The sequence below is a fragment of the Mycobacterium heckeshornense genome, from assembly GCF_016592155.1.
Classification (GTDB): domain Bacteria; phylum Actinomycetota; class Actinomycetes; order Mycobacteriales; family Mycobacteriaceae; genus Mycobacterium; species Mycobacterium heckeshornense.
In genome coordinates this window covers 1,655,896-1,677,420 of record NZ_AP024237.1, presented here as the reverse complement: position 1 = coordinate 1,677,420, position 21,525 = coordinate 1,655,896, and the positions used below count along the sequence as shown (strand labels likewise).

Below are 21,525 nucleotides of genomic sequence, written 5' to 3'. Positions count from 1 at the left end.
CTCGATCATGTCACCCATCGTTCTACACAATCCGCTCGAGATCTCTTGGTACAAGAACCTTCTCGACTTGACGTTCCTGCTCTGCCTGGGGTTGGCCATCGGCTACAGCGCACGGCAGTACCGCAGGGGACGGGTGGTCTACGCAGTGCTGTTGGTTACCGCGTTTTTCTACGGGATGCTGCTGGAGCTTTCCGGCATGGTGCTGCATCACAGCTATACCCAAGGCACCTTCGCGGTGATGCTCAACTTCCGGATGGTCCCCGGCTTACAGGACGCGACGTTAATGCCCGGGTACGTGCCGATCTTTTATCCGGTGTTCCTCTTTCTCGGTTACAAGCTTGTCGAATCACTTGACATACCTTCACTTTGGCAGCGAGCACTCACCGGCGGATTGGTCATGGCCTGCGTGGACGCCCCGTACATCATTCAAGGTGGTCTGCCCCAGATTGGGTGGTGGACCTGGCACCAATGGAAGATGTACCAGCTATGGCTGGGCTGGCCGCTCGCCGATCTTTGGTGGCAGATGACCTGGGATGCTCTGTTTTTCTATGTGCTGTGGCGCGCTGTACCCCATCTCGACGCGCGCCGATCCAACACGGTGACCCTGCTCGGGTTCCCCCTCGCGGCGGCAGTCGGAATCAACCTGGTCGCGCCGCTGCTGCATATCCCACTCATATTGGTTACCTACCTCGGCACTCCGCAGTGGCCGCTCGTCGTCGCGCTGGTACTGGGTTATGTGATCGTCGCCGTCCGGGCCATGCGGTTGTCGCCCGCGGACTTCGTCGAACCGGTCACGGTCATCGTGGCAGGTATTTACGTGCTGAGCATGGCGGTGATGGTGATCGGAAACGCCCTCTACGAGAAAGGGCTTACCGAGTACATCGCGGTGCAAAGCGCTGCCCTGGTCATCTTGTGCGGCTTCGTCGCGTACCCGGCGCTGCGTGGCCGCTCACGGCGGGTCCCAGCCACTGACGCAGAAAGTCACACAAGTCGCTCCGATCGCGCGGCGGATCCGATGGATACTCGATAAACGACACTAACATCCGCAACATCAACTCGGCCAGGCCCTCCAAGTCCCGGTCATCGAATCCAAGCGCAGCCCAATCAACCGAAAAGCGCTGCAGTACGGCTTTTCCAAAAGATATCGCCGTCGGCGATGTCGCGCGGCGAGTGAAAACATCCGACTGCCCCGTCTGCAGCAACAGCCCGATGTAGCGTTCACTCGGCAGTGCCTCCAGCGTGAAAACCATCCCCTCCGCCAGAGCTTCGCCCGGATCGGAGATGCCCTCAACATGCTTTGCCAGCCGATCGAGGAACTGTGCAGCACCCGCTTCGCCGACGGCACTCAGCAGCTCGGCGATTCCCGGGAAATACCGGTACACGGTTTGACGTGTCACACCGAGTTCCGAAGCAACGTCAGACAGCGTCGTTTTGGTCGCGCCATAACTGTCGACGCACCGCGCAGCCGCTGCAACAATTCTTGAACGCGCCTCGTCCTCATCACGCGGCAACCGACCTTGCCATCCTCGCGTGCGCACCCGACCATCCTGACATGATCGCCGTTGCCGATGTTGGCCGTGGTGGGCAATCCCACGGCTGTTGAGCGGCGGCGTCGCCGACCGGCGGTCGCCTTTACGGTCTGAGGACGGCAAGCGAGACAAGCTTTCGCTCCTCTGAGCTCAAGCCGTCGCATCGACGCAGACGGTGACGCTTATCTGTCAGCGCAGCTCTTGGATGCGAACCGTGCGCTGTCGGCGGGATCCCGCATCGCACCGTCACGAACCCGGTACGGCCGCTCGGTTGGCTCCCGGACGATCTCCGCTCACCGGTCTTGCAAGGCCAGCCATGAAGCCGCGCGAAGGTGCCGTCGAGGTCATTGGTGGCCGCCACGATCATGCCGTGGGTGCCCTTGACGATCATCTCGGCGATGACCGGGCGCTCCTCGTCGGTAAGCCCCGACTGGCGGCGGATACAGGACGATCGATGTGTCAGGCTGATGGGCGGCCCGAGGGTAATCCTGCCCATTTTGCAGCAGTATGCCATCACACAGATTGACGCCCGCATCGCTAGTTTACTATTTTTATGATGTTAGGGGTCTTATGGATGTTGGGTTGAATTCCGAGCAACTCGCGCTGCGCGACAGCGTGCGCGATATTCTGCGCACCGAATGCCCGCCCGACGTCGCCCGCCAAGCTTTGACCGATCCGGAGCGCTGGCGCACCCTGTGGAAAACCGTCGTCGACCTGGGCTGGACCGAGCTTGCAACGCCCGGCGGAGATTTCGGCATGGTCGAGCGCACTGTGGTGCTGGAGGAATGTGGTGCCGCGATTGCACCCGTTCCGCTGCTGAGCAGCGTCGGTCTCGCGGCCGGAGTCTTGCGGGCATGCGGTCCGGCAGGGCACGGAGCGTTGGGCGAAATCGCCGACGGCGTCGTGGCCGCGCTCGCTGTCCACCCGCCGGGACAGCGGCTGCCCGGCGTGCCGATGACCCTGCAGGATGGGCGGCTGCGCGGGCGGGCCGTCGCGGTGGCTGACCTTGCGCGCGCCGAGCTGATGGTCACTTTGGCCACTGCCGACGACGGCGTGGTGGCTGCCGTCACACGCGTCGGCGACGGCATCAGCATTCAGCCGGCCGACTGCACCGATCCCGCCCAGCCGCTGGCCGACGTCGAGGTCGACACTGCGCCGCTGAGCACCGCGCGGGTAGACGTTGAATCGGCTTTGGCGCCAGCGCTTCTCGCAGCAGCCGCTGACCTCGTTGGCGTGGCCAACGCCGCGCTGGCGCGCTCGGTCGAGCATGCGAAGTCTCGCCAGCAGTTCGGCAAGCCGATCGGCGCCTTTCAGGGGGTCAAGCACTCATTGGCCGACAACTACGTCAGCGTGGAGCGTGCCCGCAGCCTGACCTATGCGGCGGCCGCTCGCCTCGATGATCCGGCCACCACCGCAGAAGCCGGCTGGACTGCCGCCGCGCTGGCCAAGGCCGCCGCAGGGGATGCGGCACTGAGCTGTGCACGCACCGCGGTTCAGGTGCACGGCGCGATCGCACAAACCTGGGAGCACGACATCCACCTCTACCTGCGGCACGCATGGCAACGCGCGGCTGCGCTGGGCGATAGTCGGGCGCTTTACCACGCCGTCGGCCGCCGCTTCGCCAGGGGCACAACGTGACAACGACTGCGACACCGGAAGTAGTCAGCGACTTCGCCGCCTGGCTGACCGAGTTCTTGCCGGACGACTACCGGCAGCGGTATCGGGACTACCGTTGGGACCTCACGCTGCGGCGCGACTACCAGCGTGCCGCCTTCGAAGCGGGATGGCTGCAGCCGACGTGGCCGCGCGAGCACGGCGGACGGTCACTGGGTTTGCGGGAGGCGATGGAGATCCGGATCGAGGCGGCGCTGCGCTCGGCGCCCAAGCTGCCTAACATCGCTGGGCCCAACGTCGTTGCTCCGGCGATTCGGCAGTTCGGCACCCCGGAGCAGGTCGACCGGCTGCTGGTACCGCTACTCCGCGGCGACGAGTGGTGGGCGCTGGGCATGTCCGAGCCGGAGGCCGGATCGGACTTCGCCGGCTTGCGCACCCGCGCACAGCGAGACGGTGACGTGTTCCGGGTCAACGGCCGCAAGATCTGGACGACGCAAGCACACCTCTCACGGTGGTGCGCGCTGTATGTCCGCACCGATCCGGGCGCACCTAAACACCACGGTATTTCCTGCCTGATCCTCGACCTGCAGTCGCCCGGGGTGACTGTCAAACCCATTCGGATGGCATCGATCTCCGATGAGACGTTCTGCGAGATGTTTCTCGACGACGTCGAGGTGCCGGTGACCAACCTGCTGGGGCCGCTGCACGGCGGCTGGCAAGTCGCATTGTCGTCGCTGCACCACGAACGCCAGATGATCTGGATCATGAACTGGGTGGAAATCCAGCGCGGCCTCGACTCGATCCGGGGCACCGAAAGCGAGGACATCTTCGCCGACCTGGGCTCGCTGCTTGCCGACGCCGAAGCGCTGCGGGCCACCGGATACCGGGCGCTAAACGACGAACTTGCTGGTCGGCCCAGCCCCGAAGCAGACATCCTTAAGCTAATGGGATCTGTTACACTGCAACGTGTTTGGGAACTTAGCGCGACTGCGGCCGGCCCGCACTCCAACTGCGACCCAGACCTGCTGTTCGAACGTCAGGACGCGCTGGCGGCGACCATCTACGGCGGTACGTCGGAGATCCAGCGCAACATCATCGGCGAGCGGCTACTCGGACTGCCGAAGGGATGACGAAAATGGACTACGACCTCGGCCCCGACGCTGGCGAACTGCGGAAGCGGTTGCGGCAGCTGATCGCTGGCCATATCCCCGAGGGCTTCCTGGGCGCCTGCACCGATGACCCGCAAGATCTTGCCACCACCGAGTCCTTCTGCAAACTCCTGGCTTCCGAAGGCCTGCTCGCACTGGCCTGGCCGAAAGAGCACGGCGGCGGAGGGGGCTCGATCTGGCAGCAGACGGTGTTGCGGGAAGAGATGTGGGCCCACCATGAACCGCGTGGTGCACAGTACATGGGGATCAACTGGGTCGGCCCCGCGGTGATGCGCTATGGCACGACTGAACAAAAGGCGCAACACCTGTCGGCGATTGCATCCGGCGAAGTGATCTGGTGCCAAGGATTTTCCGAACCGGAAGCAGGAACCGATCTGGCATCGCTGCGTACCCGCGCGGTTCCCGACGGCGACGGGTGGCGTATCACCGGCCAGAAGGTGTGGACATCGTATGCGCAGATGGCCTCATGGTGTGTGCTGGCCGCGTGTACCGACCCGGATGCACCGAAAGCACGGCGGCTAACGCTGTTTCTCATTCCGATGGACCGCCCGGGGATCACGGTGCGACCGATCCGGTCGATGCTTGGCCCGCATCACCTCAACGAGATGTTCCTCGATAGTGTGCAGGCGTTTCCCGGCGATGTCCTCGGCGAGGTCGGCGACGGCTGGCGGGTAATGCGCGAAGCGCTGGCATTCGAGCGCGTCGGCATCGCCCGCTACGCGCGGTGTGAGTCGCTGCTGGAGCGGATGCATACCGAGCTCGGCGATGACTGGGAGCGGCTACCGGAATCGATTCGTAGCCGCTGGGTCCGGGCGCTGGTCGATTTGCGGGTTGCCCGGCTGCTGGCCTACCGGGCGGTGTCGCTGCAAGATGACCCATCGGCTGGAGCGGCGGCCAGCGCGGCTCGTATCGCGGCCACCACCTGCGATCAACAGGTTGGCGAGCTGCTGTTTGACGTCTTGGGTCCGGTTGCGCTGGACAGCGGCTACTCAGCGCCTTTGCATGGCGCGGTCGAAGACCATTGGCGCTACGCGCAGGCAGCGACCGTGGCATCGGGAACCATCGAGGTGCAGAAAATGCTCGTGGCACGCGACGTCTTGGGAGAACATCGGTGAATACTGCTCTGCCAGAAGATATTTCCGAGTTCGCCACTGTCGCCGCCAAGCGCTTCGCGCGACTGGGCGGGCCGCAGGCCGCGCTGCGGGCAGAGACCGACGACGCAGTCCGCGACGAGGCGGGCCGTGCGCTGCTCGACCTCGGCGCGTACGACCTCGATGTGCGCTCCTCGGCAGATGAGCTGCTCGCCGCCGCGGTGTTGTGCCAGGCTGCCGGTGCCACCGTGTTGCCTTATCCACTTGTCGAGGAGTTGCTTTCGATCGATGGTGCCCGGCTGGCGCTGGTGAATCCCAGAGGGCCACGCATCGACCACGGAGACCTGCCGGGTGAGTGGGTTGCCGTCGACCTGGACGCCAACCGGTATCACCCTCGGCTGTCGTCACGTGCCAACGCCAAGCTGGGGCCATTTCTTGTGCCGGCCACCCTGAGTGCGCTGGAGGGAACGGTGCCGCCCGCTGACGTCGCACTGCACCTGCTCCTGGGGTCGTGGCGGATTCTCGGTGCGGTGCAGCGGGCACTGCAGATCGTCACCGACCACGTCAACACCCGCATACAGTTCGGCAAACCACTGGCGGACTTTCAGGCCGTCCGGTTCGCCGTCGCGGATGCGGCCGTGGCGGTACGTGGGCTTGAGGAACTCGCCAAGTACACCGTCTGGAGATCGGAATCAGCGCGGCCGCAGGCTTTTTCGGCTGATGCGCTGGTTCTTCGCCTCAAGGCCGTCGACACCGCACGCCATGTGCTGCGCACGTCGCATCAGTTGCTCGGCGCGCTGGGTTTCTGCGACGAATCCGACGTCAGCGTCATCGACCGTCACACCCAACCGCTGATCCGACTGCCGGTCAGCGCCGAGGAACTCGCTTTGCGCCTGATCCCCGGCGTGCGCGACGGGCGGCTAGAAACGCTGTTCAACCAACCGGTGGCCGCGCCGTGAGCGTCGGACCCATCGCCGCCGGGGTCGCCCCCGGTCAGGAGCATGACGGGATCCCGTTCGGGACCCGGCTGCGGCAACTTGCGGAGCAGTCCGGCGACGAGCGGGCTGTGGTCACCGTGGCGCCCGACGGGCGCACACACGCCATGACCTTTGGTGAACTGGACGCTCGCGCCAATCAATGGGCCCGAGCCCTGGCCGCAGCTGGTGCGGAGATGGGTTCGCTTGTGGCGCTGGCGATCCCGAATTCAGAGGAATTGGTCTTGGCTGCGCTGGGGTGTTGGAAGATCGGGGCCGTCCCCGTTCCGATGCGCTGGGATCTGCCCGACTGGGAACGTTCGCGAGTGCTCAAGGTGATCGACCCCGTCGTCCTTGTCGACGAACAGCACAGGTCGGCGCTGACGCTTCGCGCGGCAGGAGAGTCCGACCACCCGCTACCAGATGTGGTCTCCCCCATGGTCAATGGGATATGCAGCAGCGGTTCGACCGGCCTGCCGAAGGTGATCCTCAACCTGGCGCGGGCACTGTGGACGCCCGAGCACAGCGTCCCGTTTATGGCGCACTGGATGCCGGTGCCTCAGCCGCAGACGATCCTGGTGCCCGGGCCGATGTATCACACCAACGGCTTCGCCCCGCTCAATAACCTGCTGGGCGGTGACCGCCTGGTGATACTGGAAAAGTTCGACGCCGCAATAGTTGTCGACTCGATCGAACGATACCGGATCACCAACTTCACCGCCACGCCGACGATGCTGGCACGCATCGCCGCACTACCCGATATCCGCCGACGCGATTTCTCCAGCGTCGCATGGATTCTGCAGGGCGCCGCCGTGATGCCACCCGCGCTGCTGCACACCTGGTTCGAACTACTCAGCCCCGAGCAGATCTTGATGGCCTACGGGATGACGGAGAATCTCGGGCTCACCGCGTTGCGCGGCGACGAGTGGCTGGCGCATCGTGGCAGCGTGGGACGCGGATTCCGGGGCACCGAGATCCGGATCCTCGATGAGCAAGGCAACGAGCTGGGCCCCGGAGAGCAAGGCGAGGTCTACCTGCGCGCTCCGATGAGCGCGGGATACCGCTATCTGGGCGGAGCACCGCCCCTGCCGTCAACCCCGGACGGATTTCGTTCTGCCGGGGATATCGGCCACCTGGACACGGACGGTTACCTCTACATCGCCGACCGTCGCGTTGACATGATCATCACCGGCGGCGCGAACGTCTTCCCGGCAGAGGTGGAGTGCGCCCTTGCCGAGCACCCCGACATTGACGACGTCGTGGTCATCGGACTCTCCGACCCGCAATGGGGACGCCGAGTCCACGCCGTGGTACAGCTAGCCGACTCGTCTGCGCTGACCGAGCAGCAGGTGATCGACTACGCCAAGAGCCGACTCGCCGCCTATAAGGTGCCCAAGACGGTCGAGTTTGTCGATCAGATCCCCCGCACTGCCGCGACAAAGGTCAACCGATCCGCGATGGTCCAATCCAGGGGCGGATGACCACCGCGTCCTTCGCTCCGACATCGGTCGCACACGCATGGCGGCCAACGCGGTAACCTCATTCTCAAAGCAGCCGTCAGACGCGGACACCAATGAGGAGATTCTCAATGAAGTTGTCAAGCCGCCGCGGCGGTAGGTGCGGGCTGGTATGCCGTGCCGTCGCGGAGCATGGCCCATACCACGTTGAGGCGGCGGCGCGCCAAAGCGAGGACGGCTTGGGTGTGGGTTTTGCCTTCGGATCTTTTGCGGTCGTAGTAGGTGCGCGAGGCGGCGTCGGTGCGGATGGCGATTTGGGCGGACAGGTAGCAGGCGCGCAGCAGGCGGCGGTGGTAGCGGCGGGGGCGTTTGAGGTTGCCGCTGATGCGCCCGGAGTCGCGGGGTACCGGGGCCAGTCCGGACACGCCGGCGAGGCGGTCGACGGAGTCGAAGCCGCATATGTCGCCGCCGGTGGCGGCGAGGAACTCGGCGCCGAGCACGACACCGAAGCCGGGCATGCTCAAGATGATTTCAGCGTGGCGGTGGCGGCGAAATCGCTCCTCGATCATCGTCTCGGTGTCGTCGATTTCGATGTCGAGGGCCATCACCTCCTTAGCCAGGCGAGCCACCACGGTGGCAGCCAGGTGTTGTCCGGGCACGATGGTGTGCTGGGCGTTAGCGGCCGCAAGGGCTTTGGACGCGACAGCATCGGCATTGCGGGCCTTACGTTTTCGCAACCAGGCGGCCAGCTCAGCAGCACCGGCGCGGCGCAGCCCGTCAGGCGTTTGATAGCCGGTAAGCAAAATCAACGCGGCCTTGCTGGTGCTGTAGTCAAAGGCGCGTTCCAGGGCGGGGAAGTATTCCAGCAGCTGGGCCCGCAGCCGGTTGATCGCCCGGGTGCGATCGGCCACCAAATCAGCGCGCCGGCTGGTGAGGATGCGCAGTTCCACCGCGATCTCGTCGCCGGGTCGCAACGGCTGCAGGTCGCGGCGCATCCGGGCCTGATCGGCAATGATCGCGGCGTCTTTGGCGTCGGTCTTGCCATCGCCGCGGTAGCCGCCCGAGGCGTGATAGACGGTGCGCCCGGGGATATACAGCAGCCGCTGCCCGGCCCCGACCAGCAGAGCAATCAACACCGCAGCGCCACCACCGTTGAGATCGATCGCCCAGGTGATCTCAGCGCCATCAACCACAGTGCTGACCGTGCTGATCAACTCCAGCAGCGCAGTTTCGTCGTTAGCGACCCGCTGCGCCAGCAGCCGCTGCCCTTCGGCGTCGATGACCACACAGTAGTGATCAGATTTACCGGCGTCGACACCAGCCCACAACTGCTGCCCCACAACCACCTCCGTAATCGCCGTAACAATCGACCCAGCAGACGACCACGCCGACGTGTCCTTACACAGCGATCGAATCGCATCTCTCAATTAGCGGTCGAGTCGTCGCGGGACGCCGGGCGGCCAATCTCCTTCGGCCATCACCGACGGCAAACCCATGAAAGCCATACCCGACGCCCCTGGGCAGTTCGAAGCCTACGGCCAACGGCAACGACCACCCTGCAAGAAAGGTAAGGACACACCCATGGCCGCCCCGGACGAAGCCGACACAACCCGCGGAGAACGCTTCATCAAGACTGCGGTCACGATCCTGGGGGAAACCGGGCGCACCGACTTCACCGTGCAAGAGGTCGTCGCGCGCGCCAAGACGTCGCTGCGTGCCTTCTACCAGCACTTCAGCAGCAAGGACGACCTATTGCTGGCGCTATTCGATGCAACCATGGCCCAGTCGGCGCGGGCCTGGCGCACCGAAACCACCGGGATGGAGGCCAGCGCCGCGCTCAAGCTGGTGATCGACCGCATCAGCGCACAACCGGAATCGAGCACCCAGGACAGTCTCAACCGGGCCTTGACCCTCTACAACCAGCAGCTGGCCGAGACCCGGCCCCGCGACTACGCCCGCGTGCTTTCTCCGCTATACCAACTCATCCGCGACATCGTTGACCGCGGCATCACCGAAGGGGCATTTCGCCCCGGCCTGGACATTGGAGCCGCGTCGGCCATCGTCATGCAGACTTTGCTCGGCGCGCTTCGGCTGCATTGGCTGGGCGCCGAATTGAACGGAACCCCGATCGACGCCGGCCAACTCTACGACTTTTGCATGCGCGCCTTGGGTGCCGGCCACGGTGACACCGCGTCGCCGTCGCTGTCGGAGCTGTTCGCTCAGATCGGCATCCGCGACTCCGCCCACCACGACGACGCCATGGAGATACCGGTCGGTCCACACGTGGTCAACACCTCGGGCGCGCTGCAGGGCGGTCTGATCGCCACGTTGGCCGACGTGGCCGCGGGACAGCTCGGGCTTCGGCATTTGCCGCCGGGAAGCCGCTTCACCACTGCCGACCTTTTCGTTCGCTACCTGCGGCCGGTCCGGGAGGGCTTTGCTCGAGCGGTCCCGCGGATCCTGCGGGCCGGTCGGCGGTCCCTCGTCGCGCAGGTCGACATCTTCCGCAGCGTCGACGACGAGCTCGCCGCGACCGCCACCGTCAATTTCGCCGTGATGGAACGCGATAACGGTGAGTCCCGCTGAAAATTCGGGGTCCTATTACGTCTTGCCAGCCTAGGTGGTAACGTCATTACCAGACCTGCATCATGACCAATCAGGACCACTGCAAGGAGGTCGCCATGCCGTCCCGCGAGCTGCCGTTTCCGGTGTTTGACGCCGACAACCACATGTACGAATCGCAGGAAGCGTTGACCAAGTTCCTGCCGGACAACCGCAAGCATGTGATCGACTACGTGCAGGTGCGCGGTCGCACCAAGATCGTGGTGCGCGGCCACATCAGCGAATACATCCCCAACCCCACCTTCGAGGTGGTGGCCCGCCCGGGAGCGCAGGAAGAGTACTTCCGCCACGGCAGCAAGGGCAAGAGCTACCGCGAGATCATGGGCGAGCCGATGAAGGCGATCCCCGCCTTCCGCGAACCGGGGCCACGGCTGGAGGTGATGGACGAGCTCGGCGTCGACTATGCGCTGATGTTCCCCACACTGGCCAGCCTGGTCGAAGAGCGGATGAAGGATGACCCGGAGCTGACCCACGACGTCATCCACGCCCTCAATCAGTGGATGTACGAAACCTGGTCGTTCAACTACAAGGAGCGCATCTTCGCCACCCCGGTGATCACGTTGCCGATCGTCGACCGTGCTCTCGAAGAACTCGAATGGTGCCTGGAGCGCGGTGCGCGCACCGTGCTGGTCCGCCCGGCGCCGGTGCCCGGCTACCGCGGCAGCCGCTCGTTCGGTTTCGAGGAGTTTGACCCGTTCTGGCAAGCCTGCATCAAAGCCGGTATTCCGGTGTCGATGCACGCATCCGACAGCGGCTACGCCGAATTCCTCAACGTCTGGGAGCCCGGCGACGAGTTCCTGCCGTTCAAGCCCACTGCGTTCCGCAGCCTCGCGATGGGCCATCGGCCGATCGAGGACGCGATGGGTGCATTGATCTGCCACGGCGCGCTGTCACGCAACCCGGAGCTGCGGATCCTTTCGATCGAAAACGGCGCGGAGTGGGTGCCCCATTTGTTCAAGGGCCTCAAGGGTGTCTACAAGAAGATGCCGAATGCGTTTGCCGAAGACCCGATCGAGACGTTCAAGCGCTGCATCTACATCAGCCCGTTCTGGGAGGACAACTTCGTCGACATCGTCAAAATGGTGGGGTCTGACCGGGTCGTGTTCGGCTCGGACTGGCCGCACCCCGAGGGATTGGCGGACCCGCTGACCTTCGTCGACGAGCTCTCCGGCCTGGATCAGGAAGACGTCGAAAAGATCATGGGCGGCAACCTGATGAAGTTGATGAAGGTTTCGCAGCCAGCGAAACAGGTCAGCGCGTAATCATCCGACCGCGAGCAGACGTGGAGTCGCACGTTTTGTGCCAAAACAGTGCGACTCCACGTCTGCTCACCAAATGGGCACCGACATGGAGCAGCGCACCCTCAACGCGATCATCTATCAACGGGATCCACCGATTGCCCGGATCATCCTCAACCGCGTCGACAAGGCCAACACCAAGGACTCAACCCTGGTGCGCGAAGTTGACGATTGTCTGCACCAGGCAGACCGCGACGGAGAAATCAAAGTCGTGATCCTCAAGGCCAATGGCGAGGGCTTCTGCGGTGGACATGTGGCACGGTGGGGTCCCGACGAGAACCCCTACCCGGAGTTCGGCAACACCTTCGAGGAACTGTACAAGGGCACCGCTGATCTGTTTTTGTGGCCGACGCTGTACCTGTGGGAATTTCCCAAACCCACGATCTCGCAGATCCACGGTTACTGCATGGGCGGTGGCATTTATCTGGGCCTGTTGACCGATTTCTGCGTGGCATCCGAGGACGCCTACTTCCAGATGCCGCTTGCCCAAAGCCTCGGCGAGCCAGGCGGGCACACCATGATCGAGCCGTGGCTGATGATGAACTGGCACCGGGTCATGGACTGGCTTTTGTTGGCGCCCACGCTGTCTGCTCGGGAAGCGTTCGAATGGGGCTTGCTTAACAAGGTAGTGCCACGAGACGACCTCGAGAACACGGTCGAGGACATGGCCCGCCGGATCGCCCAAATTCCGTTGACGACCTTGATGGCCGTCAAGAACAGCGTAAAGCGGGCCTGGGAATTGATGGGCATGCGTGTGCACCTCCAGGTCAGCCACATATTGACGAACATGGTCGGCGCGGCATCGGACGTTCAGGCCCGGCGAGCCGAGCTGTTGCGATCAGGCCTGAAGCCCAGGGATTTCGTCGGCCGCGACGACTACGGCGCCGCGCCAACGTGACGCTGCCGTCACATTCGGGCCCGAGCGTGACGATGCCGTCACGTTCGATGAGGGGCTGGTCCAGTCAGCGGCTCATCTCACCGGCCACCCGGCGCCCCGCGGCGTGGCGGGCCGCCACGTAGCCGAACACCATCGAATTGGCGATGCTGGCACCGGCACCCGGATAGGTTCGGCCCATCACCGTCGCCGTGGTATTACCGGTCGCGTACAGACCGGCGATCACCCGGTCCTGCTCGTCGAGAACCTGCGCGTGCTCGTTGGTGACCACACCCCCGCAGGTGCCGACGTCGGCCGGATAGACCTTTACCGCGTAGTACGGCGCTCGGTCCAGCGGGCCGATCGAGGCGTTCGGGCGATACCCGGGATCGCCCAGGCAGTCGTTGTACGCCGACTGGCCTCGGCCGAAGTCGGGATCAAGTCCTTTGGCCGCGAACCGGTTGAAACGCTCGATGGTGTGCGCCAATCCATCTGCGGGTACTTCCATTTGGCGGGCCAGGTCGTCGATGGTGTCGCCGCGTTGGACGGCGCCGCGTTCGATCAGTTCGGCGGGAAGCCGGCGCTTCAGCGGGTTGGCGCCCGCCACATACCGCCGCACGTAACCATGGTCGAAAACCATCCAGCACGGCACCGCCTTGTTGGCGTACATCGCCTTGCCCACCTCGACATAAGAGTTCGACTCGTTACAGAACCGTCGGCCTGTCGAGTCGACGAAGATGGCGCCAGGACGCTGCCGCCCCACGCCCAACGACCCGGCCACCGCGCCACCGTCGACAATGAAAACCGAAGGCAGCCACCACGCCTCGTCCAACAGATCGGTCCTTGCGCCAAGACGCATCGCGGCCTGCAGCACCTCGCCGGTATCGCCAGCGTTGGCGATCGACCATTTCCCGTCGTTGGGCTGGTCACCGCTGTAGCGGCGGCGCATGTCGGCGTTGTGGCTAAACCCGCCGGCAGCCAACAGGACTCCCTTTCGCGCTGCGATGTTCAGCGCGGAGCCGTCGCGCATGACACGCGCGCCAACGACACGACCGCCCTCGACAATCAGGTCTTCCATCGCCGCGTTGGTCCACACTGGAGGCTCGCCGTCGCTCAGGTCGATTAGGACCTTGAGCATCTGTGCAATCAGCGATGCACCGTTGGTCAGGATGTCGCGGCGGCGGATGCGCGCCGCAACCGTGCGTAAGAACACCCGCAACGCGACGGCAAACGCTCCGGGCGCACGATTGAAATATTGGACAGAGCGAAGTTCATTGGTCTTCACCACAAACCCGTAGTTGCGGGCCAGCGGCGGCTGCACCTTGTCGCTCCATTCACCCAGCCGGGCGGCGTTGAACGGGATTCCCTCAACCGCGCGGCCGGCCTCGTTGCCACCTTTGTGGTTTGGGTAGTAGTCACTCCAGCCCGCACACCGTTCGAGTCGAATACCCTTGCGCAGCAGAAAGTTCATCATCTCGTAGCCAGCGGTCAAAAACATCTCGCGTCGCGCTGGCGAGGACGCCACGCCGATTTCGCCGACCACGTCGGCGAGGTACGCAAGCCCGTCCTCGTGCGAGTCTGCGATGCCCCCGGCCCGCATCAGCGGGTTGTTCGGCAGCCAGACGATACCGCCGGAGAGCCCCGTCGAACCACCCACAAGAGCCTGCTTTTCCACAACTAACGGCTGCAGCCCCGAGTCGAGCGCCGCCAGAGCCGCGACCATGCCTCCTCCCCCACTTCCGGCGATGAGCAGGTCGACAGACCGATCCCAGCGGATTGTCATCGCAGTGCCAAGTCCGCGATCGGCACGTCGATCGTGGTGTTGGTCTTCTGGATCGCCGGCACCAGGATGTCGTATGAGAGGCCGGCCAGGAAACCGTCGATGACGCGTTCGAAGTTTGAGATCAGCCCTTCGATTTGGTTGGACAGCCGCATGTATTCGAACCCGCGCGAATGCAGTCCTTTCTGCTGGCGTGGCAGATTGGAGAAGTCCTGCGCGGGAATCGGGGGCCAGCGCGGGTCGTCGGGTGCCATCGGTTGCGGTGGGGTCGGCCTGCCAGTCACTCGGTCCGGCGGGATTCGCGTAAGCGACCAGACCTCGAACAGCGTCTGCTCAGGCCCGAGTGGACGGATCCGGTATGACGAGGCGCTGCTGTAGGTGGGCAGCAGGAAGTAGTGCGGAAAGCAAAACCCGATCGCGTCGGTGATGCCGCGGCGATCGAGTTCGTTGAGATCGGGCATCTCGCAGCCCCGAGCCCGATGCCAAGCGACAACCGCATCGTTGAGCGTGCTGCGCCAGGTAGCCATCGCCGCGCTCGGGTCGGCCGGCAGTTCGATGTTTTGCAGGCCCTCGGCGATACGGATGTCGTTTTCGTGGGTCATGCCGCCCATGCCCTCACCGAGAGCGCGCATGAAGTACAGGCTTTTCTTGATCAGGTCCTGTCCTGACGACGAGCCGTTGCTCGAGGTGGGCAACAGCTGGGGATGGGTCTGCGGGACGTGGTAGCCCTCCATGAACGCCGCGGTCGCCACCTTCCAGTTCACCGGCAGCAAACACGACTGCCACCATTCGGTGCGCAGTGACTCCACCTTCCAGGCATCGTAGACGGACGCGAACGGTTCCAGGCAGTCACGCAACGGGGGGGCGGCGTCGTCCAGGTTGATCCACGCACATCCGCCCCACAGCTCGCAGCGCACGGGGACCAGGTTCAGATCCTCGGGGCGCAGGTTGTGCTCGGCGAAAACCTCCGAGCGCGGCACAAACGTGTTAGCTCCATTGAGCCCCCAACACCAGCCGTGGAATGGACAGACGAAACTGCGGCGAGATCCGTTGCCCTCCACAATCTTTACCCCGCGGTGACGACATGCGTTGTGGTAAGCGCGCACCGTTTGGCCATCGAGGCGCACGACGATGATCGACTCGTCGAGGATCTCGTACTCGATGAAGTCACCGGGTTTAGGGATTTCCTCAAGCCGGCAAGCCATTTGCCACACGCGAGGCCACAACAGTTCGGTTTCCAGCGCGTAGAACGCGGGGTCGTAATATCGCTGCTTGGGGATTCGGTCTGGAGTCTGCACCGCCCACGGAACCGGCAGCGGCGTCCAGTCATTATGTGTCACCATGGCTATCCCTCATTCATCTCAGACGATCCGCGAAGTCCTTCCCTGCCAGTAGCGGTCGCGGATGCGCCTCTTGTAAAGCTTGCCGTTGGGGTCGCGGGGCAATTGTGGGTCGAATTCGACCGTGCGCGGGCACTTGTAAGCAGCGAGGTGGTCTCGGCAGTATGCGATGAGCTCGGCTTCAAGGCCAGGCCCGGCTACGACGCCGTCGGCCGCTTGCACGACAGCCTTGACCTCTTCCCCGTATTCGTCGTTGGGGACGCCGAATACCGCCGCATCGATGACTTTGGGATGCATCACCAAGAGGTTCTCTGCCTCTTGTGGGTAGATGTTCACCCCACCCGAGACGATCATGAAGGTCGAGCGATCGGTGAGATACAGGTAGCCGTCCTCATCGACGTAGCCCATGTCGCCCAATGTGCGCCAACCGTGTTCGTTGCGGATCGACGCTGTCTTGGCCGGGTCTTTAAAGTACTCGAATGCGGGCCCGCCTTCGAAGTAGATCTCACCCGTCTCACCGGCGGGAAGCTCGCGCCCGTCCTCGCCGACAATATGCACCGGGGAAAGCGGCTTGCCGACCGACCCGGGGTGGGCCAGCCACTCCTCGGGCCCGATCGTGCTCCCTGCGAAACCCTCTGTACCGCCGTAATATTCGTAAATGATAGGGCCGAACCATTTCATCATCGCCTGCTTCACCTCGACTGGGCATGGAGCGGCGGCATGCAAGACGCACTGGAGGCTGGAAACGTCGTATCGTCTGCGTACCGGCTCGGGCAGCTTGAGCATCCGGACGAACATTGTCGGCACGAACTGCGCATGCGTGACCCGGTGACTCTCGATGAGCCGAAGCACATTCTCGGCGTCGAACTTCTCGATGATCACCGACGCCGCGCCGACGCGGTTGACCGCCATGGTGTAGTTCACCCCGGCGGCGTGATATAGCGGCGCGGGCGACAGATACACGCTGGAAGCGTCCATGCCGTAGCGGTGACGCAGCGCCAACTCCATGACTGCCTGGGCCCATGAGCCACGCTGCGTGGGCAGCGTGCGGCGTACCGCCTTGGGCCGCCCGGTGGTGCCTGAGGAGTACAGCATCTCGCTGCCGTCTGACAGCGGCGGCGCATCGCCGGCGGCCAGCAGGGCGTCCTCATAGCAACGCCAGCCTGTCAGCCGGTCACCGACGCTGACCACCACGTCCAATCGCGGACAGGTGTGGAGGATTCGCGTCCCAAGCTGGGCAAACGACGAGTCGACGAATATCGCGCGTGCCTCACAGTCGGAGACAATGTAGGCCACTTCGTCAAACGTGAGGTGTGTGTTGATCGGGGTGTAGTAGAGACCGGAGAGTTGACACCCCCACGTGATCTCGAGGAACTCGGGGCGGTTGCGAAGCACGAGCGCGACGCTGTCGCCTCGGCGCAGCCCCGCCTCGTGCAACACCGCGGCGACGCGCTGGCTACGGGTGTACAGCTTGCCGTACGACATCCGGGTGTCGTCCGCGACGATCAGCGCCGTGGACTGCGGCGCGCGGCTGGCGTGGTCGGCAATGTTCACCGAACACCCTTAGGGTTGTGTGGATTCGGCTGCCTCAGAAGCCGCCGCTTGGCGGCGGGCCATTTCCGCGGGTTTGATCTTGCCCTTGAGCACCTGCTGAACCAGCGCCTGCACGTCGGCGCTCAGTGACGCCAGCGCAACCAGGTCGTTGGAGCTCTGCCAATGCACCCGCATGCCCATCAACTCCCACGCCCGCTTCAGGTTGGCCTTGGTCGCCAAGAGCGTCGTCAGCGGAGCCTGCGCGATATGGCGGGCTATGGCCTCAACACGCGCTTCAAGTTCGTCTCGCGGGACCACTTCGTTGACCAAACCGATGGCCAGCGCCTTGTGAGCGTCGATGACCTCAGCCAAGTAGAGGTAGTAGGCGGCGCGACGCCAGTTCATGAAAATCCAAGGCTCGATTGAGCATTCGCCTGACGGCATACCGAAACCCTGCAAGGGCGGGTACTGAAAGTACGCATCGTCTGCCGCAATGACAATGTCGGTGGTCAGGCCGTAGTGGGTGCCGCCGCCGACACAGTAGCCGTGCACCTGCGCGATCGTCGGCTTAGAAAATTCCCACAAGTTCAGCACCGGCTTGACGAACAGATCAGTCTGCGGCTTCCACGGTGTCCCAGTATGTTTGAAACCCTCAACGAACTCCGGGTAGTCGACAGCGTTATTGCCGATGGCGTGTCCAGAACAAAAGCCGTTACCGTTGGCTTTGACGATCAGGACCTTGATATCGTAGTCACGGTCGGCGTCGGCCAGCGCGGCGTCCATCTCTTCGACAAGCTTCTGGTCTTGAGCGTTGGCCTTCTCCGGCCAATTGAGCGTGACGCGCGCGATCGCGCCGTCTTTTTCGTAGATGGTGCGCTCGCGAGTCTCTTTCAGGTCCATACCTTCTCCTCTGTTTTGATAACGCCGATTTCGGTGCCGATGTCGTAGCTGGCGCCGACTTCCGCAGTCCACACAACGGTGCCCGATGCACCGGCCTCGATCTCCTGTTCGGCTTTGTCGGTAGCGATGACGTAGATCGGCGTGCCTTCCTCGACATATTGGCCGTTGTCGACGAGCAGTTCGACAAGTTCGGCCTCGGACACGGCAACCGAGACCCGTGGGATGCGAATCACGAAGTCACCCATGCGTGCTCGCCAATCGCAACGCGCGTTGGGCTGCAGCGACGATCCGCGCAGGCGACGGGTACACCTCGGCCTCCAGCGCCGGCGCGGCCGGGGTTGGGACGAACCTGGCGCCCACCCGTTCGATGGGCGCGGCAAGCTCACCGAACAATTCGCATTGTAGGATCGCGGCGATTTCTGCTCCGGGGCCGGCGAATTGGACCGCGTCGTGAACAACGACGACTCGACGCGTGCGGCGGACGGACTTACAGATGGTTTCGACGTCGAGCGGTACCAGGGTACGCAAATCGACCACTTCGGCGCTAACATCTTGTTCCTGCAGGCGTGCCGCGGCAGCGAGTGCGTCCTGCACACTGCGCCCGTAGCTGATCAGGGTCACGTCAGCGCCGGTTCGTTTGATCTCGGCCCGGCCGAGAGGAATGCAAAACTCCGGATCGATCGGGACTAAGCCGCGCTGGGTTTGCAGCCGGATGGTCTCGACGAACAGGCACGGGTCCTCGTCGAAGATCGCCGATGTCAACAGGCCTTTGGCGTCGCGCGGAGTGGACGGAACGATCACCTTCAGCCCGGGAACGTGCATGAACCACGCCTCCAGGCTTTGGGAGTGTGTCGCGCCGGTGCCCAGTCCGCCATACACCTGGGTGCGCACTGTGATCGGCGCCCCGGTGCGTCCACCGGTCATGAATCGCAGCTTGGCGGCATGGTTGATCAACTGGTCGGCGGCAAGACCAATGAAATCCATGATCATGATCTCGGCGACCGGCAACAGGCCGTCGATCGCGGCGCCGATCGCCGCCCCGACGATCCCGGCTTCCGAGATCGGCGTGTCCAGCACGCGGTCGCGACCGTACTTCGTCGACAAGCCGGCGGTCGGGCCGGTGGCGCCAGGGTCGGCTATGTCCTCGCCCAGCAAGAACACTCGCTCGTCGACCTGCATGGCTTGATCCAGCGCGAGGTTGAGTGCCTCACGCATCGTCATCTCTTTTTCGTCCATGGCCGACTCGCTCATCTCGGGGACGTGATCGGTTGGGCATATACGTCGTGCTCGAGCTCTTCGATCCCCGGCGCTGGAGCGCTCATGACGGCCCGCAATGCCGTTTCCACGGTGTCGGCGGCCTCGCGCTCGATGCGCTCCAGCTCCTCCTCGGCGCACACACCTGTCTCGGCGAGACGGCTGCGGAACCGCGGCACGGGATCGGCCGTCATCGCCGCCGCAAGCTGCTCTTTGGGTATATACGGCATCCGATCGCCGAAATAGTGGCCGCGGAAGCGGAACGTCACACACTCGAGAAAAGTTGGCCCGCCGCCGCTTCGGGCCCGGTGCAACGCTTCATCGAGCGCCGATTTCACCGCCAGCGGGTCGTTGCCATCGACGCGAATTCCCGGCATCCCATAGCCGGCGGCCCGATCGGCGACGCGCTCGAGTTTCATGGTGTGTTCGGTCGGCGTCATCTCGGCGTAGCCGTTGTTCTGGCACACGAACACCAGCGGCAGGTCCCACAGCGCGGCCATGTTGGCTGCTTCGTGGAAGGAGCCGGTGTTGGTGGCGCCATCACCGAAGCTGACCGCGGTGACCCGGTCGAGCCCCTTGCGCCTGGCGGCCATCGCCAGCCCGACACCCACCGGAGGTCCGGCGCCGACGATCCCCGTCGAGAGCATGACACCCTTGCCGGGATTGGCGATGTGCATGGTGCCGCCCTTGCCGCGGCTGGCGCCGACAGTGCGGCCCATCATCTCGCCGTAGATCTCCTCCAGCGGGACGCCCTTGCCGATCAGATCGTGCAGTCCGCGGTAGGTCGTCACCAACTGGTCGTCTTCACGCAGCGAGACACCCATCGCGGCCGCAACGGCCTCCTGTCCGCGCGACGGCCAATACACGCACATGAACTCGCCGGTCCCGATGCCCTTGGATAGCCGGTCGTCGGCCGCCTTCATCAGCACCATCAACGCATACAGGCGGCGTTGAATGTCTGGCGGCACCTCTGGTGACACCGACGGCTCCATCACACCCCCGACCAGGGCTTGACTTTGAGGAAACCGCCAGCGTCGACACGCAGTTGCTGGCCGGTGATGTAGCGGGCGGCGTCACTGGCCAGAAACACCACAGCCTCGCTGATGTCCACGGGTTCGACATACGGGATCGGCATCGCCTGGATCACCGGAAACGACAGCTCGGCGTCGTCTCGGGTCGGGTTCGGCAGGTCGGGGCGGAAAGCCCGATACATCGGCGGACTGTGCAGCATGTCGGTGTTGCAGTTCGTCGGGTGGATCGCGTTCATCCGGATGAATTTGGGAGCCAATTGCAGCGCGAAATCGTTGACGTAGTGCGCGACAACCTGTTTCGCGAAGGCATACCCGGCTCCGCCGGGGCCGCCGTCGATGCCACCGGTGTTCATCGAAGCCATGAACGCCGCCACCGACCCGGTCACGATGATCGACGCGCCGGCCTGCAGGTGTTTGAGGCTGGCGTGCACGAGGTTGATGACGCCGACAAGATCCACGTCGACGGCGTCGGCGAACGCCTGCGGCGGCAGGCCCGCAGTCAACGGACAGATGCCGGCGTTGGCCACCACGACGTCGAGGCGGCCGAGCTCGGCGACGCCGCGATCGATCGCCTCGGACAGGGCTGCGCGGTCGCGGACGTCGGCAATCGCCGCGAACGCTCGCTGCCCTTCTTTCTCGACGAGCCTTGCTGTCTCGTCGAGATCCTCCGGCCGAGCCAGCGGATACTCGTTGGTTTCGATGTCGGCGCACAGGTCCACCGCGATGATGTCGGCGCCCTCCGCGGCAAGCATCCGCGCATGCGAACGGCCCTGACCGCGCGCGGCCCCGCTGATCAGCGCCACTTTACCCGTCACCCTGCCCATACCCGGTCCTTTCTGAGAAACCGCACACCTGCGTTACGGCCCAACATCATTGGCAGCCATTCCCGCTGGCGTGACGGGACCTTGGCTACGCGATCAGCCAAGCAAACGAGACGAACGTCCGACTCCATCGCATCTCTTTCAAAGAAGCTGCTCGCTCGCAAAGTCGCCTCAGGCCAGACCTATGCTAGCTAGATTACCTAAAATAGAAAAGACACCCGCTGCGATGTGCCTGGCA

General features: G+C 64.1%; 18 protein-coding genes and 1 pseudogene. 9 read left to right on the top strand and 10 right to left on the bottom strand.

What is annotated here, in order from left to right; all coding sequences use genetic code 11:
• Positions 1-7: 7 nt before the first annotated feature.
• Positions 8-1,030, top strand: coding sequence for a hypothetical protein (locus tag MHEC_RS24830; RefSeq protein ID WP_048893295.1), 1,023 nt, complete (start codon positions 8-10; stop codon positions 1,028-1,030).
• Between the two features lie 319 nt (positions 1,031-1,349).
• Here the strand turns inward: MHEC_RS24830 and MHEC_RS24825 are convergent.
• Positions 1,350-1,538 (bottom strand): annotated as a pseudogene (locus tag MHEC_RS24825) (TetR/AcrR family transcriptional regulator); the annotation flags it as partial.
• A gap of 561 nt (positions 1,539-2,099) precedes the next feature.
• Between MHEC_RS24825 and MHEC_RS08085 the strand changes: the two are divergent.
• Genes MHEC_RS08085 through MHEC_RS08065 form a run of 5 tightly spaced genes read left to right on the top strand, consistent with a single transcriptional unit; the run spans position 2,100 to position 7,858 of the window.
• A complete protein-coding gene (locus tag MHEC_RS08085; RefSeq protein WP_048893293.1) occupies positions 2,100-3,167 on the top strand; it encodes an acyl-CoA dehydrogenase family protein in 1,068 nt (355 codons plus the stop codon).
• Positions 3,164-4,273, top strand: coding sequence for an acyl-CoA dehydrogenase family protein (locus MHEC_RS08080; RefSeq protein ID WP_048893292.1), 1,110 nt, complete (start codon positions 3,164-3,166; stop codon positions 4,271-4,273). The genes MHEC_RS08085 and MHEC_RS08080 overlap by 4 nt, the downstream gene beginning before the upstream one ends.
• Complete coding sequence (locus MHEC_RS08075; RefSeq protein ID WP_172442095.1) at positions 4,270-5,427, top strand: acyl-CoA dehydrogenase family protein; 1,158 nt, start codon at positions 4,270-4,272, stop codon at positions 5,425-5,427. The genes MHEC_RS08080 and MHEC_RS08075 overlap by 4 nt, the downstream gene beginning before the upstream one ends.
• The gene (locus MHEC_RS08070) at positions 5,424-6,362 is read left to right on the top strand and encodes an acyl-CoA dehydrogenase family protein (protein ID WP_048893291.1); all 939 of its coding nucleotides are present in this window, start codon (positions 5,424-5,426) and stop codon (positions 6,360-6,362) included. Before MHEC_RS08075 ends, MHEC_RS08070 begins: the two co-directional genes overlap by 4 nt.
• Positions 6,359-7,858, top strand: a complete 1,500-nt coding sequence (locus tag MHEC_RS08065) for a class I adenylate-forming enzyme family protein (protein ID WP_048893290.1) — start codon at positions 6,359-6,361, stop codon at positions 7,856-7,858. The genes MHEC_RS08070 and MHEC_RS08065 overlap by 4 nt, the downstream gene beginning before the upstream one ends.
• Before the next feature lie 116 nt (positions 7,859-7,974).
• On the opposite strand, the gene MHEC_RS08060 is transcribed toward MHEC_RS08065, so the two are convergent.
• Positions 7,975-9,174: an IS110 family RNA-guided transposase gene (locus tag MHEC_RS08060; RefSeq protein WP_142358634.1), complete on the bottom strand. Its 1,200-nt coding sequence runs from the start codon at positions 9,172-9,174 to the stop codon at positions 7,975-7,977.
• A 241-nt stretch (positions 9,175-9,415) separates the two neighbouring features.
• On the opposite strand from MHEC_RS08060, the gene MHEC_RS08055 reads away from it, so the two are divergent.
• The 3 genes from MHEC_RS08055 to MHEC_RS08045 all read left to right on the top strand — a co-directional run bounded on the left by MHEC_RS08055 (position 9,416) and on the right by MHEC_RS08045 (position 12,652).
• Positions 9,416-10,420: a hotdog fold thioesterase gene (locus tag MHEC_RS08055; RefSeq protein ID WP_048893181.1), complete on the top strand. Its 1,005-nt coding sequence runs from the start codon at positions 9,416-9,418 to the stop codon at positions 10,418-10,420.
• Between the two features lie 95 nt (positions 10,421-10,515).
• Entirely contained in the window at positions 10,516-11,718 is a 1,203-nt protein-coding gene (locus tag MHEC_RS08050) for an amidohydrolase family protein (RefSeq protein ID WP_048893202.1), read from the top strand.
• Between the two features lie 85 nt (positions 11,719-11,803).
• Positions 11,804-12,652, top strand: a complete 849-nt coding sequence (locus MHEC_RS08045; RefSeq protein WP_048893203.1) for an enoyl-CoA hydratase-related protein — start codon at positions 11,804-11,806, stop codon at positions 12,650-12,652.
• Between the two features lie 64 nt (positions 12,653-12,716).
• On the opposite strand, the gene MHEC_RS08040 is transcribed toward MHEC_RS08045, so the two are convergent.
• Genes MHEC_RS08040 through MHEC_RS08005 form a run of 8 tightly spaced genes read right to left on the bottom strand, consistent with a single transcriptional unit; the run spans position 12,717 to position 21,290 of the window.
• Complete coding sequence (locus tag MHEC_RS08040) at positions 12,717-14,411, bottom strand: FAD-binding protein (protein WP_048893182.1); 1,695 nt, start codon at positions 14,409-14,411, stop codon at positions 12,717-12,719.
• A complete protein-coding gene (locus tag MHEC_RS08035; RefSeq protein ID WP_172442096.1) occupies positions 14,408-15,751 on the bottom strand; it encodes an aromatic ring-hydroxylating oxygenase subunit alpha in 1,344 nt (447 codons plus the stop codon). The genes MHEC_RS08040 and MHEC_RS08035 overlap by 4 nt, the downstream gene beginning before the upstream one ends.
• A gap of 18 nt (positions 15,752-15,769) precedes the next feature.
• Positions 15,770-17,302: an acyl-CoA synthetase gene (locus tag MHEC_RS08030; protein WP_048893183.1), complete on the bottom strand. Its 1,533-nt coding sequence runs from the start codon at positions 17,300-17,302 to the stop codon at positions 15,770-15,772.
• Positions 17,303-17,311: 9 nt separating this feature from the next.
• Entirely contained in the window at positions 17,312-18,181 is an 870-nt protein-coding gene (locus tag MHEC_RS08025; protein WP_048893184.1) for an enoyl-CoA hydratase/isomerase family protein, read from the bottom strand.
• Positions 18,172-18,426, bottom strand: coding sequence for a biotin/lipoyl-containing protein (locus MHEC_RS08020; RefSeq protein WP_048893185.1), 255 nt, complete (start codon positions 18,424-18,426; stop codon positions 18,172-18,174). The genes MHEC_RS08025 and MHEC_RS08020 overlap by 10 nt, the downstream gene beginning before the upstream one ends.
• Entirely contained in the window at positions 18,419-19,417 is a 999-nt protein-coding gene (locus MHEC_RS08015; protein WP_048893205.1) for an alpha-ketoacid dehydrogenase subunit beta, read from the bottom strand. Before MHEC_RS08015 ends, MHEC_RS08020 begins: the two co-directional genes overlap by 8 nt.
• 11 nt (positions 19,418-19,428) lie before the next feature.
• Complete coding sequence (locus MHEC_RS08010; protein ID WP_048893186.1) at positions 19,429-20,427, bottom strand: thiamine pyrophosphate-dependent dehydrogenase E1 component subunit alpha; 999 nt, start codon at positions 20,425-20,427, stop codon at positions 19,429-19,431.
• Positions 20,427-21,290, bottom strand: coding sequence for a mycofactocin-coupled SDR family oxidoreductase (locus MHEC_RS08005; protein WP_048893187.1), 864 nt, complete (start codon positions 21,288-21,290; stop codon positions 20,427-20,429). Before MHEC_RS08005 ends, MHEC_RS08010 begins: the two co-directional genes overlap by 1 nt.
• Between the last annotated feature and the right edge of the window lie 235 nt (positions 21,291-21,525).

What these genes read in the sequence shown, in the direction of transcription:
- MHEC_RS24830 (WP_048893295.1), top strand. Translation starts at nt 8, where the DNA reads ATGTCACCCATCGTTCTACACAATCCGCTCGAGATCTCTTGGTACAAG.
- MHEC_RS08015 (WP_048893205.1), bottom strand. Translation starts at nt 19,417, where the DNA reads ATGGACGAAAAAGAGATGACGATGCGTGAGGCACTCAACCTCGCGCTG.
- MHEC_RS08020 (WP_048893185.1), bottom strand. Translation starts at nt 18,426, where the DNA reads ATGGGTGACTTCGTGATTCGCATCCCACGGGTCTCGGTTGCCGTGTCC.
- MHEC_RS08025 (WP_048893184.1), bottom strand. Translation starts at nt 18,181, where the DNA reads ATGGACCTGAAAGAGACTCGCGAGCGCACCATCTACGAAAAAGACGGC.
- MHEC_RS08005 (WP_048893187.1), bottom strand. Translation starts at nt 21,290, where the DNA reads ATGGGCAGGGTGACGGGTAAAGTGGCGCTGATCAGCGGGGCCGCGCGC.
- MHEC_RS08055 (WP_048893181.1), top strand. Translation starts at nt 9,416, where the DNA reads ATGGCCGCCCCGGACGAAGCCGACACAACCCGCGGAGAACGCTTCATC.
- MHEC_RS08035 (WP_172442096.1), bottom strand. Translation starts at nt 15,751, where the DNA reads ATGGTGACACATAATGACTGGACGCCGCTGCCGGTTCCGTGGGCGGTG.
- MHEC_RS08040 (WP_048893182.1), bottom strand. Translation starts at nt 14,411, where the DNA reads ATGACAATCCGCTGGGATCGGTCTGTCGACCTGCTCATCGCCGGAAGT.
- MHEC_RS08010 (WP_048893186.1), bottom strand. Translation starts at nt 20,427, where the DNA reads ATGGAGCCGTCGGTGTCACCAGAGGTGCCGCCAGACATTCAACGCCGC.
- MHEC_RS08075 (WP_172442095.1), top strand. Translation starts at nt 4,270, where the DNA reads ATGACGAAAATGGACTACGACCTCGGCCCCGACGCTGGCGAACTGCGG.
- MHEC_RS08045 (WP_048893203.1), top strand. Translation starts at nt 11,804, where the DNA reads ATGGAGCAGCGCACCCTCAACGCGATCATCTATCAACGGGATCCACCG.
- MHEC_RS08085 (WP_048893293.1), top strand. Translation starts at nt 2,100, where the DNA reads ATGGATGTTGGGTTGAATTCCGAGCAACTCGCGCTGCGCGACAGCGTG.
- MHEC_RS08050 (WP_048893202.1), top strand. Translation starts at nt 10,516, where the DNA reads ATGCCGTCCCGCGAGCTGCCGTTTCCGGTGTTTGACGCCGACAACCAC.